The sequence below is a fragment of the Pedobacter sp. UYEF25 genome, assembly GCF_054061655.1.
Genome location: NZ_JBSSEL010000017.1, coordinates 61,738 through 77,639, shown reverse-complemented (window position 1 = coordinate 77,639; position 15,902 = coordinate 61,738). Strand labels below are relative to the sequence as shown.

General features: G+C 38.9%; 9 protein-coding genes. 1 reads left to right on the top strand and 8 read right to left on the bottom strand.

The window, feature by feature from the left end; translation table 11 throughout:
• From ACVWYG_RS15200 to trhO, 8 genes are all read right to left on the bottom strand, one after another.
• Entirely contained in the window at nucleotides 1-1,719 is a 1,719-nt protein-coding gene (locus tag ACVWYG_RS15200; RefSeq protein ID WP_457271197.1) for a family 43 glycosylhydrolase, read from the bottom strand.
• A gap of 2 nt (nucleotides 1,720-1,721) precedes the next feature.
• Nucleotides 1,722-3,092, bottom strand: coding sequence for a glucoamylase family protein (locus ACVWYG_RS15195; RefSeq protein WP_457271195.1), 1,371 nt, complete (start codon nucleotides 3,090-3,092; stop codon nucleotides 1,722-1,724).
• Nucleotides 3,093-3,104: 12 nt separating this feature from the next.
• Nucleotides 3,105-4,772 (bottom strand): glucoamylase family protein, encoded by a 1,668-nt coding sequence (locus tag ACVWYG_RS15190; RefSeq protein ID WP_457271193.1) that lies wholly within the window; start codon nucleotides 4,770-4,772, stop codon nucleotides 3,105-3,107.
• 57 nt (nucleotides 4,773-4,829) lie between these two features.
• Complete coding sequence (locus tag ACVWYG_RS15185) at nucleotides 4,830-5,729, bottom strand: LamG-like jellyroll fold domain-containing protein (protein ID WP_457271192.1); 900 nt, start codon at nucleotides 5,727-5,729, stop codon at nucleotides 4,830-4,832.
• Between the two features lie 17 nt (nucleotides 5,730-5,746).
• On the bottom strand, nucleotides 5,747-7,279 hold the full coding sequence (locus ACVWYG_RS15180) for a RagB/SusD family nutrient uptake outer membrane protein (protein ID WP_457271191.1): 1,533 nt from the start codon (nucleotides 7,277-7,279) through the stop codon (nucleotides 5,747-5,749).
• Nucleotides 7,280-7,301: 22 nt separating this feature from the next.
• Entirely contained in the window at nucleotides 7,302-10,325 is a 3,024-nt protein-coding gene (locus ACVWYG_RS15175) for a SusC/RagA family TonB-linked outer membrane protein (RefSeq protein WP_457271189.1), read from the bottom strand.
• Nucleotides 10,326-10,576: 251 nt separating this feature from the next.
• A complete protein-coding gene (locus tag ACVWYG_RS15170; RefSeq protein WP_457271187.1) occupies nucleotides 10,577-13,468 on the bottom strand; it encodes a ligand-binding sensor domain-containing protein in 2,892 nt (963 codons plus the stop codon).
• 125 nt (nucleotides 13,469-13,593) lie between these two features.
• Nucleotides 13,594-14,523 carry an oxygen-dependent tRNA uridine(34) hydroxylase TrhO gene (trhO, locus tag ACVWYG_RS15165; protein ID WP_457271186.1) on the bottom strand — a complete coding sequence of 310 codons (930 nt, stop codon included), beginning with the start codon at nucleotides 14,521-14,523 and terminating at the stop codon, nucleotides 13,594-13,596.
• Between the two features lie 346 nt (nucleotides 14,524-14,869).
• Here trhO and ACVWYG_RS15160 point away from each other — a divergent pair, with 346 nt between their 5' ends.
• Nucleotides 14,870-15,874, top strand: a complete 1,005-nt coding sequence (locus ACVWYG_RS15160; protein ID WP_457271184.1) for an FAD:protein FMN transferase — start codon at nucleotides 14,870-14,872, stop codon at nucleotides 15,872-15,874.
• The last annotated feature ends 28 nt before the right edge of the window (nucleotides 15,875-15,902 follow it).

Genomic DNA, 15,902 nt, shown 5'->3' with positions numbered 1-15,902 from the left:
TTAATTGATTTTAAATGGCTTCACGGCATTGGAAATCCCATTTTCGTTAAAACTTTCGATGGTAAAATAATACTCTTGATGGATGTTTAAACTTCTAAGATCTAGCTTATTCTCCTCATACACGAGCCAAGAGTTGTACAATTTATCCGGGGCAATACCCCATTTTACATTGTAACCTTGAGCTTCTTTAACTTTGTTCCAGGTAATGATTGCATCTCGTTGATCCGCATGTCTGTCAACCTTAAAATTTTTAACCATTTCTGGCTTTTTGCCAATCCCTATTCCGAACACTCGCAAACCCGAAATGGCTAAATTTGTTGTGGGCACATGGATATTTCTATACCTCACAAAGCGCACAGTCTGGGGAGTTTCGAGTTCCACATAATCATTTGGCACATCGCTAAAGCTATTTTTTCTATCTACAATGGTTATCCATTTTTTTGCGTCTAAAGAACCTTCTATAAAATAGCGGTGATGCATATTGGCTGGTCTGCCGTATAAATTAGACTGGTAATCATGGTAATTAATCTGAATGGAATAAACTTTTGAAGCACTGAGTAAATCTATCTGCACCCACTGCTTGTCGTCGTTAGCTTTCGCCAACCAAAAAGATTTAACATTTTCATCTGTTACGTTGCTCACCTTAAAAGTGTCTACTGAAGCGTTCGCTTGAGCCGGTTTTTTATACGACAATAACATCCAGTTGGCAAAGGCACCCTGTTTATCTGGAACAGATGGCGCATAATGCGGATAATCTCCAAAAGACGTGTTTCCATACATAAGACCGTCCTTATCAAACCATGTTGGGAAAACACATAACCTGCGCTCCCAATTTACGTTTACAGAAACAGCCATCGACGCATAATGCCAGTAATGGCCGCCGGGACCAACTACAGTACTTCCATGCCCTGCACCATTGATAAAGCCACCAGGCTTATAAAAAACAGGATTATTGGGTGCATAAGTATACGGCCCCAACGGCTTATCAGCTGTATAAACACCATCTCCATAAACGTTAAATTCTGTTCCGGGAGCAGCATACTGCATGTAATATTTGTTGTTGTGTTTACTAAGCCAAGCACCTTCTATGTACCCCTTTAAGGCAGAAATGTGATTTTCACCAAAACGCTCCCAACCGTGTTTTACTTCATCTAATTTGAAAAGTTCAGTAGGCTTTCCTATCGGGATAAAATTGTTATTTCTATCTAATTCGATTCCTCGGATAGGAAAAACATTGGATGAACCCCAAAACATATAGGCCTTTTCATCATCATCGATAAATAAATCTGGATCCTGTAAATCGGTTAAAATGGAAGGCGTCGCTTTCCAATCTCCTTTTTTTGGATTATCAGTATATAAGAGACTCATAGACCCAGATGGATCTCCTGTTACGTATAAAATAGAATCTTTATAATTATGGGCTGCGGGCGCATTAGAACCTTGAAAATACCATTTTTCTGGTGTGATGAAATCCCAATTGGTTAAATTTATAGAATGCCAATAACCCAAAGATCTGGTAACGAACATATAATATTCGCCTCTAAATTTTACCACGGCCGGATCGGCTCCAGAACGGTAAGAAAGGCCCTTATCAGCATTATAAATCATGTAGGTATAATCCAGATTTATAGGATTGCAATAGGTTTGCTGCTGCGCGTAGGAAACACCGGAGATAGTCAAAAATAGAATAAGCGATACAAATTCTCTAAAGTGCTTCATTTCTACCTCGTCAAGTTAGCACTTTCAAAACCCAATTTTTTTAATCCTTTACGTACATCTTCGCTTTTCATAAATAATTTCCAAAGCAATCCAGACCTATAATTTTCAATCATTACGACCATTGGCCCTTGATCAATTCCCAAATAACGTTTCGGATACCAGTTCGCCGTTTCGGAGAAAGCATCATAAAACCCGTATTTGCCCCAAACTTTGTCGCCTAAATCTTCATAAAGATGCCTGATCACTTTAATAGATTCTTTTGGAGTATAGGGAATGGAGGATATGGCAGCAGTGGGCGAAATTACGCCCAAATCGTTATTGATGGTATGTGCAGAATAGCCATTAACCGAATAACTGGCGGTTAAGCCCCAAGAATTTACCCCGTAACCTTTGTAGCCTTTTGGATTCGCCACGCAATAATCGTGGATGGCTAAAGTTTGATTTACATTGTTTTGCCAATAATTGGCATATCTATCTTTTAAGCCTTTGGGATTGAGACCCAAATAAGAATATTGAGCCCAAAATAATGGTCCAACGTTATTTTTTTCACCCTGATAATCCAAAGTAAAATGGCGTCCATAAACATCAAAACTTGTTCTTATGGCACCATTTCGAGCCCAACCTTCATGGTATACCTTAGCAGGAACGGTATGTGTAGGGGAAGAAGCGGCCAACACATACATAATCAAACATTCGTTATATCCTTTTACGGGGAAATTCATTTGCCAGTTATACTCTGGTGACCAATGCCAAAATAATACATTCTGACCTCCGTTTCTATACCAATCGAAGTCTATAGCTCTCCAAAGAATATCCGCAGTTTTTGCCAGAATTTGTTCTTTTTCCGATCCGTTTTTAAAATATTCGCTTATACAAATGAGCCCTTGTGCCAAGAATGAAGTTTCCACTAAATCTCCACCATTGTCTTTTTGTCCAAATGGAATTACTTTACCTGTTTCGCCATTGAGCCAATGTGGCCAGGCACCGTGAAATCGATCGGCTTTACCCAAGAAATCAAGCATTTTTGTCAGCCGATTTACGCCAACCTCTCGTTTTATATATTTACGATCGATGGCGCTGAGGATGGCCATCACCCCAAAACCGGTTGCGCCAGTTGTTACTGTGCTTTTATCGTTTTGCGGATAGACATTGTCTACATGATATCGCTCTCTGGCTGCACCAGAATTTGGTTCCGCACCATCCCAAAAATATTGAAAAGTTTGCTTTTGAACGACATCAAGAAGTTGCTCATCGGTAAGGTTTTTTTTTATGGAAGGAGCTGCTGAAATGGTTTCAAATTGCTGCGCCTTACATTGCAAAAAAAAACATGCAATGAAAAAAGAGGCAACTAAAACCAGTTTTTTGTTTTTCATAAATTTCCTAAATTATAGGTTAGGACTTGTAAAACCTAGTTTTTGCATGCCCACTTTTACTTCGGGAGCGCTCATAAACAAATTCCAGATGAGCTTGCTGCGATAGTTTTCAATCATAACTATCTGTGGGCCTTGATCTATCGCTAAATACGAATCTGCAAACCAAGGATCTGTAAGCGAAAAAGCATCTTTAAAACCATAATCTCCCCACATTTTGTCGCCAAGTTTATAATAAAAAAACCTGATGGCAGCCATAGACTCTGTTGGCGTGTACGCAATGGAGGAAACTGCGGCAGTTGGCGCAATATATCCTCGATCGTTATCTGGCGCACTTGCCGTGTAGCCGCCATTGATATCACTGGCGGTTAAGCCCCAACAATCTTTAGAATAGCCGACAAAATTCTTCGGATTGGCAACACAATAATTGTAATTGATTTTGGTATGAGCAACCGTTTGCACGCTATAATCTGCATATGCGTCCTTCAATCCGGAAGGATTAATGCATAGAAAGGAATAATGCTCAAAGAAAAGTGGCCCACCGTTTGGAGGTCCTAGTGGCAAAGAAACGCCATAAAATGTGTTTCCATTCTTAATTGCGCCATTTTCCGCCCAACCATTGTCGTACACAGACTTTGGAATGCCGTGCGTGGTCGACGAAGCGGCCAACACGTAAACCATTAATGCTTCATTCCAGCCTTTTACCTGTAAATTAATGTCCCAATTATAAGTTGGGCTCCAATGCCAAAAAAGCTTTTGTTGATCGCCTTGTCTAAACCAGTCCCATTCTACCCTACTGTTTAACGCATTAATATCTGTCCTTAATTGATTTTCTTGCGCACTATTTCCGGCGAAAAACTGTCTCGCAACAATCAAACCCTGCATCAAAAAAGAAGTTTCGACCAAATCTGCACCGTCGTCCTTTGCGCTAAAAGGAACTACCTTTCCGGTGTTTCCATTTAACCAATGCGGAAATGCACCATGAAACGTATCCGAAGTTTTAAGAAATCCCACTATTTTTTGGAGTCTGGCCAATCCATCAGCTCTGCTGATAAAATTTCGATCAATTCCAACTACTATAGACATGATCCCAAAGCCGGAGCCGCCTATCGTTACGACATCTCCAGACGTATTGCGCTCTCTTGCCAATCCACTAATTGGGTGTGCAAATTCCCAAAAATACTTAAAGGTTTGTTTTTGGATGAGGGTTAGCAAATCATCATCGGAGATTTTCGGAAATTTATCTTTGGAGTCCAAACCTGTCTGCAGTTGTATCTCTAGAGGGTTTGAGATTTTACCGCCCGCTTGGGTCATCAAATCGCCAGATACTACTACGAGATAATTTTCGAAAGACGCTAAATCAACGAGTGGGGAAAGCGTGAGTATTTTATTATCGTTGCTAAAACTAGATTGAAAAGAAACTTCTTGGCCTGCAATGGTTTTCCAATTAATTTTAGTTACTGAATTTGCATCTATTGGCTGCGAGAAGTTAATCGAAATTTTTGGCTTTACACTAACGCTTTTGTAGGATAGCGTTCCGTTGTATGTGCCATCAACAGTAAAAGACAGTTGAGCATCCTGCGGCTTTTCCGTAGCAGAACTTCCCTTTTTGCAGCCATTTAGATTACCTAAAATGATCAACACAAACAATGGAAGGCAAAATTTAAAATAACGCTGTAACATCTTAATGTTAATTTTTGAAAATTCGGGCTTAAGAAAGCTTAGCCTGAATTGGATGGTTTATTTCCCAGCTACTCCAAGGGTGTAAAGCGTTTTGATATACGCATCGGGCAGCACGGTGTTGAAAACTCTGATCTCATCAATAGAACCAGTCATAGGTGCAAAACTCGTGTCGGTATTAACAGATTTTCCAGGAATGACATTATAATTGCCACCAATTATGATTTCATTAGGTTCATAAGATTTAAACAGCGCATCACCTGTCCCTCTATCGGGATAATTGCCAATCTTCGCAGCGTTTCCCCAAATATTAAACGTTCCCGCACTTGCATCATAAGTAATAGTAATGTTTATCCACTTATTTGCCCCAATTGCTGGCGACACATTGGTTGCACCATAATTGTTTATATTATCCTGGGTACCGCCACCAACTGTAGAAAAAGTTGGATGGATTTGTAAATAAGTAATATTACTTGCTGGATTGGCCTGAGTTTCTAAGATAAAATTTACGCTTCCGTCAAACATACCAGGTCTCGCAATCTGAAACAGCATTGTCTTTTTGCTACCGTTGTTTAGTATTTGCACCCAAGCACTTATGGTAAAGCTTTGAAAGGTACTTGCCTTCAAGGCATCAAACTGTTTTCCGTAATAGACATATCCATTTGTTAAACTTAATGCCTGACCCTTAATACCTCCTGGTATGAAGGTATCGCCGGCAGAAGATGTAGGCGCAGCACTTGATTTCATTTCATTTTTGCTTCCGTCAAATGGCCAATAAGCAACAAGATTTTTAGAGTAGATTTCATCCGATGATGCAAAGCCATCAATTTTTCCGACATAATCTTGAGGATTTACGCTTGGCAGATTGTTTGGATTATCGCTCTTTTTGCAGGACGAAAAGGTTGCTAACGACATTACTAAACCCAAAAAATAAATTTTATTTTGATTTGAAAGTTTCATTTTCCTTAATTTAAAGATTAATAACCTAAATTTTGAGTGAGTACACCCTTACTTAAATCAATTTGAGTTTGAGGGATTGGCAACAAATTATCTCGAGAAGCAACAAAACCAGCCCTGCCACCGGCGGCCAATGCACTTTGTGATTGTCCCCAACGTACCAAATCAAAAAATCGGTCATATTCCATTGCCAATTCAATTCGTCTTTCATGCTGTATTGCAGTGCGTAATGCAACTTGGCTCGCAGCCGCAACATCTGGTAAAATAGCCAAATTGCCATTTCTTGCTCGAAGCCGTACGCTATTTAATGCGCTAGATGCCAAAGTAATGTTCGCTGCTCCTCCCAGCTCATTTGCCGCTTCTGCATACATTAACACGACGTCGGCATAACGAAGAATGCGAATATTCATCCAATAACCAGACATATCGTTGTAGAGTGATCTGAAAGCAGGATTTGTATAAACTTTTTGGTTATAAATGGGATTGTTCCAAGTGGTAGGAGTAGTTTCACCATAAACAGTTTGGTAAGTCGTTGTGGCAGTACTTCTTCTTAAAAAAGTTCTAGCTTCTCTGGGATCGTTTGGCTCATAAGCTGCTTCCAAATAAGATGTAGGGACGTTCCATCCAAAACCTAAATTCCACACTCCACCATCTCTGACTCCCTGAAACTGGTTAATCTGAACGCCATTAGCTGTTGGTACAGTTGCACTTGCTGTTGCTTGAACTTCAAAAACAGATTCTTTGCTATTTTCGCCAGATTCACCAAAAATCTTATCATATGGAGTTGACAAATCATATTGACCAGAGGTCATTACTGCGTTAGCTGAAGCCATTGCCATTGCCCATTTTTGTTGCGTTAAGTAAACTTTTGCCAAAATACCGTTTGCCATACCACTCGTTGCGCGGCCAACAAATTTCTTATCCCAACTTGCGGGCAAGTTTGCTGCTGCAAATTGTAAATCACTTTCAATAAAGGCATAAATTTGGGCGGGTGAACTCTGCGGAACATTCACGGCAGAAACCGTAAGTACCTTGTCAATTATAGGAACTCTACCAAAAAAGCGAACTAGGTTAAAGTAAGCATAGCCTCTCATAAAGCGCGCTTCTGCCTTTGATTGTATCTTAATTGGCTCGGCTGCAACAATTGCCGGATTGTTATCCACTTGATCTATAACGTTGTTACATTTGGCAATGAAACTCAAATAGCCCACCCACATGCCATTTACAATACCGTTGCTTGGAAGCACAGGGAAAGTATCAAAACTATTCGCGTCTGCGCCACCATCACCAGGAGTACTTCCTTTATCTGCATCATCACTTCTAACATTGGTCGCTAAAAAGAAACCGGTACAATGGACGTCATATGACCTCAAATCATTATATGCACCAAATAGAAACGTGTCATAAGGCCCGGCGCCTGAAGGATAAGGATAATTATCGGTCGTATATGTGCCTTGCTTTTCTGTATCTAAAAATTTTTTGCAGCCTGTTGCTGCGGATAAAATTATAATTGTGGTGACCACAATTCCAATTCGGAATTTAATATTTTTCATTTTCTATGAATTAAATGATTTGTTATAAAGTTACGTTCAAGCCTAGAGAATAAATTGCAGGTACCGGATAAACGCCATTGTCTGCACCACTAGATAAAACATTACCTATTTGTGCTTCGGGGCTATAACCAGTGACTCTACTCCAAGTTTTAACGTTTTGACCACTTACAAATACCCGTAGTTTTTGAATACCTACTTTGCCTAACATATTTTTCGAAAATGTGTAACCTAATTGTAGGTTACGCAAACGAAAGTATGAACCAGATTCTAAGTAATATGAACTAAATAGCAGGTTGTTACCCCGCGAATTATCCAAAATTGGCTCAACATTGGTTGAACCAGGAACAGTCCAAGCATTAAGTCGGTTGGTTTCGTAATTTAAAATTGCAAAGTTGCTAGTACGTCTTTGGGTGTAGATTTTGTTACCTGCAACACCTTGTCCTTCTACCACAGCGTCAAATCCTTTGTATCCCAGAGAAACGCTTAATCCATAGCTGTAAGGCGGAAAAGGAGTTCCTAGATATGTTCTATCTGCAGGGGTAATTACACCGTCTCCGTTAATGTCTTTGTAAGCAATATCTCCCGGCAAGGAATTAGACAAATGCGCTTGTTTATCCAAATCTGCGGTAGTTTGATATATGCCAGTTTGCTTATATCCATAAAAATAGCCGATAGAATTACCTGTTTCGGTAACATTTACACCTCCGTTACCCAACAACTGAAAGTTGGTAAGTCCAAGCGACTTGACGTTATTTTTCACATAGCTAAAATTACCATTAACCCCGTAGCTGAAATCAGATCCAATATTATCATTCCATCCTATACTAGCTTCTACACCTCTGTTAGAGATACTACCTAGGTTAGTAATATACCCTAAGTTTGTGCCTGGCAGAATAATGTTACTAATGATTTTACTTGTTGTTTTATCAAACACTCCTAAATCTAAGCTCAACCGATTATTTAATGCTCTAGCTTCCAAACCTAAGTCGAAGCCTTTCACAACTTCATATTGTAAGTTAGGATCTGCGGTATATGCAGGAGCTACGGCGGTATAAACATTATCGCCAAATACAGCGGTCGCACCGTTGTTTAATCCAACTTGATAAACATTATCTGTCAGTGAGTTTGCATTTCCAAGATATCCGTAAGAGGCTCTAAACTTCAAAAAGTTTATGCCCTTTAAGTTGTTTTCAAAAAAATCTTCATCGCTCGCTACCCAACCTAAACCAACGCTTCCAAAAGTTCCCCATCTGTTTGCAGGCGCAAATCTTGAGTTACCATCTCTCCTGATAGTTGCATTTAGCAAATACTTATTTTTGTAAGCGTAATTAATACGGCCAAATGCACCAAGGTTGGTTTCTGTAGAGCCACTGCCATCGTTAAAAGTCGGATTATTGGCGTTAATGGCACTAATATACCATAGATTGGAGTTAAACGGCACATTCAATGTAGTATCCCGACGAGATCCTTTTAGGTTAGTGATGTTGAAAGAATAAGAAGAAAAACCAACCAGAGCTGTCAATGTATGACCGCCATCAAAAACTTTATTGTAAGTTATAGTATGATCTTGTTGGTATTTTCGATTTTCATTTGCTTCTTGCTCAACTGTTGTTTTTGCGGTCGTGTCGAAATAGGTACTGGTTGCATTTGTGCCTTCACCAAGGTTGATAAAAGTATATGGAAGCGGCGTAAATCTTCTTGCGTTATTAAAACCTAAGTCTGTATTAAAGCTAGATCTTAACGTAAAATCCTTTAAGAACTTAATTTCAGCAAACACGCCCCCTGTAAACCTAAATCCTGCATCAACCGCTGTACCTGCGCCTCTATTTAACCGTGCAACAGGATTAATTACCTGTGCTCTTTGAAAAGAAGGTAAACTATAATAGGTATCGGCACCTGTTTGAATTGGAATAATTGGAGCCGCCCAAAGCGCATTATTTAAATCTGCAGCGGTCGGCGTATTGATGAAGTGATAGCCTGTTAAATCGCCACCCACTTTAATATTATCCGTTATCCTTATTTCCTCGCTTAATCGGGCAACAAATTTTTTGAAATTGTTACTTTTCAAAACTCCGTCTTGGTTGTTGTAGCCAATGTTTAGCAAGGTCGTACTTTTTTCACCACTATTTGAAATGCTTAATGAGTTCGTGTTAATTACCGCATCTCTAAAAATTTGGTTTTGCCAGTTTGTGTTGGCCGTGTAATTTGTGTAATCAAACGGAGCTGCGTTTAAATTTGCAAGCTGGGCAGAATATAATTTTTTAAACCCAGCGGCATCTACTACATCAATAACGTTATCTACATGCTGTATGCCGAATGTACTCTGAAAATTAACAGTAGTTTTCCCTTTAGCCGCGCGTTTTGTAGTAATGGCTATCACCCCGTTCGCACCTTTCAAACCAAAAATAGCAATAGAGGAAGCATCCCTTAACAAATCTATTGTTTCGATATCAGCGGGGTTTAGATAATCTATATTGGTTTGAAAAATACCATCTACAACGTATAGGGGGTCATTTGAAGCACCGGTGCTGTTTATACCGCGAATACGTACTGTCGGACTGGAGCCGGGATTACCGGCATTACTGATGGTTAATCCTGGCACTTTTCCTTGCAATGCCGCAACCGGATTGGTTACCGCAAATTTCTCAATTTCGGTTCCTTTCACGCTAGTAATTGATCCTGTAACATCCCTTTTCTTCTGCGTACCATATCCAATGACAACTACCTGCTGCAGCTCATTAGAGGTAGAAGCTAGTGAAACGTTAACAGTTGTTTGTCCCGCAACTGCAACTTCTTGAGTATTGTAGCCAATGTAAGTGAACACCAGTGTAGCCCCGGCAGGTGCTGCGATGCTGTAGGCTCCATTCGCATCAGTTTGCATGCCTGTCGTTGTTCCTTTTACCAAAACACTCACACTTGGTAGAGAGGTTTTGTCGCCTGCATCTCTCACGACACCCTTAACGGTAACATTTTGTGCAAATGATGCGCTGAATAAGAGTAAGAAAAATGGCGCAAGAACATAAACTTTAGTAAAGATTTTTTTCATGCCTTTTATATTTTAAATTGGTTGAATGGTATAAAACTGAACATAAAAAACACGTTGTGCAAGTAACTCTACCTCTACATTATTACGTCAGCGTTAGAAACTGGTATTTTGAGACACGACAAATTCATTAGAGAATAGTCAAAAAATTAACTTTTATCAATTCAGACCTGTTTTTTTAAGAGAATTACCTTTTGAGAAAGCGAAGCGCTTTGTGGGGTAATTTTTGAATTTTGTGTGGTGATGATGTAGCGCTAGATCTCCATTAAAAACTCAGAAAGATTTTTATCATGTGGCACTTCGAGCTTTTTTCTCAGTCGATAACGGCGTATTTCTACTCCTCGAAGGGAGATATTCAATAAAGAGGACATCTCTTTACTACTCATATTCATATGCAAGTATGCACATAATTTCAAATCATTTGGTACGAGAGCGGGGTGTAGCTTTTTTAGTTTGATAAAAAAACTCTCGTGAGCTTCATTAAAACTATGTTCGAAAAGATGCCAGTCGCGCTCGTCGTTCATCCCATCGTTAATTACCTTTTGGATTTTTCTTGTTTGATCTTCCGGCAATTGCTTGCCATGGCCATCTTTAAGTTTGATGATTTCTTCGCTTAATTTCTGCAACAATTCATTCTTGTAAACCAAGCTCATGGCAGAATTTGCAAGCTCTCTGCTTTTAGAGGATAGTTCTGCTTGCAACTTCTCCGTCTGCAGTTTATGGATGTTACGCTCGCTTGCTTCGGCTTTGTGCTTTATAATCTCTTCTTGCTCTTTTTTTAACTGCAAAGCTATCCGCTCGCTATCCTTACTTAATTTGAGTTCATAGATCTTTTTACCCATAATTAATAGCAAAACAAACAAAAACAAATACGCAACAATCGCCCATAATCTAAAATACCAAGCTTTCAATATGGAAAATCGATAACTTGTTATCTGACTCACCTCTGTGCCATTTACCCTTGCTCTGACTTTAAAAACGTAATTGCCGCTTTGCAAATTGGTAAAATCTTTTTGCGTGTAAGAATTCCACTCACTCCAATCATTAGAATAACCTTCCAAAAAGTATTGAAATTTTATTTTGGCTTGTCTATAATAAGGAAGGGAGAAAGAAATACGAATGTTGTTGCGGCTGTTTTTAAACGAAGCAACGGCGGTGCTGTCGGCATCCTCGGCAATGTTAATGTATTTATTGGTAATGTCGTCTATTCTTCGGATAAGAACCTTGGGCAACGGTGTTTGCCTTTGCTCCAGAGCACCGCCAGCACTATAAATCACAAACCCATCATCTACACTAATTAAATACCGCTGAGCGCCTATTCTACTAATGTTTTCATAAAACTGCACCATTCTGCCATCTAGCTGACTAAATTGGCTAGAATCTATCGTTATCTTTCCTACTTTCGAAAAATTGACCAGTGCTGTTTTTCCATGGTTTATAAACCAGTAAGATTTATTACCTGCGTCGATTATTTTATTTGAAGTGGCAAAAGTTCCTAAACTATTGTTTAGCACAGCATATTTAGAAAACTTATCGCTAAACTCATCATAGGTAAAAAACCCATTATTAGAGGAAAACACAATCTTGTTTTCTAAGTTGAAGATATTGATGTTGAAATTACTGGGAAGGCCATTCTTTTTATCAAAATAATCTATTTTGCTTACATGCCTATAGTCGCTACTCAAGGTAAGTTTATAAAGACCTTTATAAGCTTGGCTTACCCAGATATCACCTTTACTATCTTGCTGTATGTAACGAGAAGGCTCCACAAAACCCGATATTTTTGTAATAAATTTTAGCGGTTTACCCGAAGTTTTCGCAAATAGTGCCAAACCAGTATAAGTTCCTTGAATGAACAAACTTGGATTTGATGTTAAGCGCTGAAGCGTCCAACCACCGCTAACTGAAGATATTTTCTCCAGAGTCGCGTCCGAAATCTTAAAAGTGCCGTCGTTATGTCCGCATATCAGTTCGTCATCAACAACTGATAAATCCCAAACTTGCCCTTGAGATTTAGGGATGAAAGAAAAATTAAAATCTGCCGAATTGCTTTTCGGACTCCATTTGCTAAAAAACAATCCCTGATTGGTACCAAGGTAAATTTTGTCCCTAAAAATAATACTACTGTAAACGGTGCCGAATTGGCCGGTTTTATCGAAATAATAATATAATGGTGAATTTAACTCGATTCTATCTATCCCATTATCTAACCCCGCCCAAAGGTTTTGATTGTCATCTGCATAAATACTTAGCAACGTATTATTCTGTAATCCGCTGGATTTATTAATTTTTTGGACCACGTTCCCCAGAGAATCAATAATAATTAACCCATTTAAAATGGTGCCAAAGGCAAAATATTTATCGTTGAGGACTACGCCATTGTTGAGCTGAAAAGTTCTTAAAAAATTATTGGCAGGGGACGAAAAAGGCAAAAATTGCTTGCCATCATAAACGAAAAGTCCATTTTTACTCGTACCAACTAAGAATTTGTCTTTCTTAAATGGAAGAATACACAACACCCCGTCAATTCCCAACTGTTCGCTATTCGGCAAAAAAACAAGCTTATTTCCAACCAGTTCAAACAAGCCTTTATTTAGAACCTCTACCAAAAACCTGTTGCCTAACTGGTGCAAGAATAAAAACGAAGAGGGCGCTTTAATTACGCTTAATTTATTGTCTTGATAAATAATTATTTTAAAGAAAGATTGAAAAAGCACTCTATCTTTATCGATGTATATTTTCCAAATCTCATCATTAAGCGCCAATCCTTTTGGCAATAATCCAGTCAATGAATGATACGTAAATTTATTGCTTTTTAGTGCCCAATATCCAAATTCGCCAAAACTGCCTACGTAAATTTTCCCATTTTTCCCTGCAGCAACTGCTCGAACAATTTGTCTATTCGGCATCAAATATCGCTGCCAATATGTACCATCATAGGTAAGCAGGCCTTCGGCATTGCCAAAATACATAATCCCTTTGCTGTCTTTTGTTACGCTCCAGTTCTGATTGCCAGAACCGTATAATGATTTTGGAAAATTTTCTATAAAAGGTACGCCAATGCTTTTAATATCATAACCAAAAGCATTTCTTTGAAATAGACAAAGAAAAATGGCAAATATTAATAAACGTATTTTAGGACACATGGGCTGTAAGCTAGCGCTATTTTTACCAAAAATAATTAAATTTTAACGGTTAATCATAGACATCAAGAAGCGGACTATAGCTTGATAAGCGAATCAAAACAAAGTATGACAGATAAATATGCCAATTATATTCCAACAGTTTGCGGAACTTTCACATAATAACCGGTTCCATCGTATGGTCTTAATCTAGGGTTGGTTATGCACGCGGTAGAACAGCAGCCACTTAATTCTATGCCGCAAGCATTGCATTGTGTAATGTGAGCGTTGCATTCTGGATTCGCACAATTAATCATTTTTGGGGTAACCTCGCCGCAATTGTAACAGGTAGATACCACTGTCGGGTTAACATTATTCACATCTACCGAAAGTCTGTTATCAAACACATAACATCGTCCATCAAAATCTGCTCCACCTGTTTCCTTTCCGTACTTTATAATGCCGCCATGTAATTGATAAACGTTTTCAAAGCCATGGTGTAATAATAATGCAGAGGCTTTTTCGCATTTAATTCCACCAGTGCAATAAGTTAATATCTTCTTGTCCTTATACTGCGCCAATTGATTTATTTGCTCCGGAAAATCTCGAAAATTTTCTATGTCTAGCGTTATTGCATTTTTAAATCGCCCCAATTGGTGCTCGTAATTTGAACGCACATCTAAAATCACCACATCTTCCTCATCTTTCATTGCCAGGAAATCTTTGGGCTCTAAATGTTTGCCAGTTCTTTGTGCTGGATTGATGATGGAAGTATCTCTTAAACCAGAATGCACAATTTCTGATTTATACCTACAATGCATTTTAATAAATGTAGGTTGATGGACCTCGTCCACTTTAAATTCAGTTTTTGCAAAGCGTTCATCAGAATGGATGGCAACCATATATTCATTGCAGGCTTCCAAAGTGCCAGATACGGTACCGTTTAATCCTTCTTCGGCAACAATTATGCGCCCAACTAAGTTTAATGATTTACAGAAAGCCAAATGGTCGGCTGCAAATTGCGCTGCTTCTGTTATTGGAGCATAACAGTAATAAAGTAAGGTTAAATATTTTTTCATGTCTGCTGTTGATACCGTTGCAAACGGCGTTTAAAGCGATGCAAATTTAGGAAAAAACGATGAACGAAAAAATAATTGTAGCGATGAGCATTTTATTTCGAATCTGTGTGATGGTTTGGACGCTTTAACACGCCAACCGCTGTATTTTTTGGGCAGAAAAAACCCAAAAAGTTGCCGCTGCTGTCGTGAGTGCAAATGAGGAAAACTTAAAACCCACTTAAATCCGCTCATTCTAAAAAATTCCATATTCGGATGATAATCTCTTTGCGGATTAGTATGAACAGATTATTAATCGAAAGTTAGCAGAATTGGCTTCTTAAATTGTTAATATCTTAAATTTGCCACTATGTTCAAAGTATTTTTATTTCTTCTAATTGTCATCAACTTTGCTTCATCGGCGCAAAAGGTGGCAAAGACGCGCACTACTCTATTAATGGGCGGCCGATTCGACATTACTATTGTAGCCAACAATGCTCAAATTGCGGAAAACAATATTGATACGGTAATTTCAGAAATTAGCCGTATAGAAAATCTAATTTCCGACTGGAAAGCGCGCAGCCAAGTTTCTGCGGTGAATCGAAATGCCGGTATTGCGCCAGTTAAGGTTGATCGAGAATTGATCGCGCTTACGCAAAGAGCTATAAAACTCTCAGAAATTACTAACGGCGCATTCGACATCAGCTTTGCGGCGATGGATAAAATTTGGAAGTTTGATGGAAGCATGAACGAAATGCCAAGCGAAGAGGCAATAAAAAACTCGGTAGAAAAAGTAGGCTATAAGAATATTGTGGTAGACAGCATAAACAGCACTATTTTTTTAAAACGTACAGGAATGAAAATCGGTTTTGGTGCATTGGGCGAAGGATATGCGGCAGATCGATGTAGAGAAATGATGAAAAGAAAAGGTATTGGGGCGGGCATTGTAAATGCAAGCGGAGATATGAGCGTTTGGGGCAAACAACCAAATGGCAAACTTTGGCGCATTGGCATCGCAAATCCATTTAATGAAGACACCATTTTTGAGGTGTTAAAATTGCACCAACAGGCAGCTGTCACATCTGGCAGCTACCGAAAATTCGTTGTGCTAAACGGAAAGCGATATTCGCACATCATAAATCCATCTACAGGCTATCCTGCAACTGGGTTAATTAGTGTTACCGTTTTTGGGAACAGCACGGAAATAGCAAATGGTTTGAGCACTTCCGTTATGGTTTTAGGCTTAAATAAAGGGCTAAAATTGCTGGATGAATTTGTAGGATATTCTTACATCATTATTACCGATGCTGGTAAAGTGATTTCTTCAAAACGATTTAAAAACTTACCGAAAAACCTGCATCATGTAAAAATTTGACGATAAACGCTGATAAATCACCTTTAAA

What these genes read in the sequence shown, in the direction of transcription:
- ACVWYG_RS15200 (WP_457271197.1), bottom strand. Translation starts at nt 1,719, where the DNA reads ATGAAGCACTTTAGAGAATTTGTATCGCTTATTCTATTTTTGACTATC.
- ACVWYG_RS15195 (WP_457271195.1), bottom strand. Translation starts at nt 3,092, where the DNA reads ATGAAAAACAAAAAACTGGTTTTAGTTGCCTCTTTTTTCATTGCATGT.
- ACVWYG_RS15190 (WP_457271193.1), bottom strand. Translation starts at nt 4,772, where the DNA reads ATGTTACAGCGTTATTTTAAATTTTGCCTTCCATTGTTTGTGTTGATC.
- ACVWYG_RS15185 (WP_457271192.1), bottom strand. Translation starts at nt 5,729, where the DNA reads ATGAAACTTTCAAATCAAAATAAAATTTATTTTTTGGGTTTAGTAATG.
- ACVWYG_RS15180 (WP_457271191.1), bottom strand. Translation starts at nt 7,279, where the DNA reads ATGAAAAATATTAAATTCCGAATTGGAATTGTGGTCACCACAATTATA.
- ACVWYG_RS15175 (WP_457271189.1), bottom strand. Translation starts at nt 10,325, where the DNA reads ATGAAAAAAATCTTTACTAAAGTTTATGTTCTTGCGCCATTTTTCTTA.
- ACVWYG_RS15170 (WP_457271187.1), bottom strand. Translation starts at nt 13,468, where the DNA reads ATGTGTCCTAAAATACGTTTATTAATATTTGCCATTTTTCTTTGTCTA.
- trhO (WP_457271186.1), bottom strand. Translation starts at nt 14,523, where the DNA reads ATGAAAAAATATTTAACCTTACTTTATTACTGTTATGCTCCAATAACA.
- ACVWYG_RS15160 (WP_457271184.1), top strand. Translation starts at nt 14,870, where the DNA reads ATGTTCAAAGTATTTTTATTTCTTCTAATTGTCATCAACTTTGCTTCA.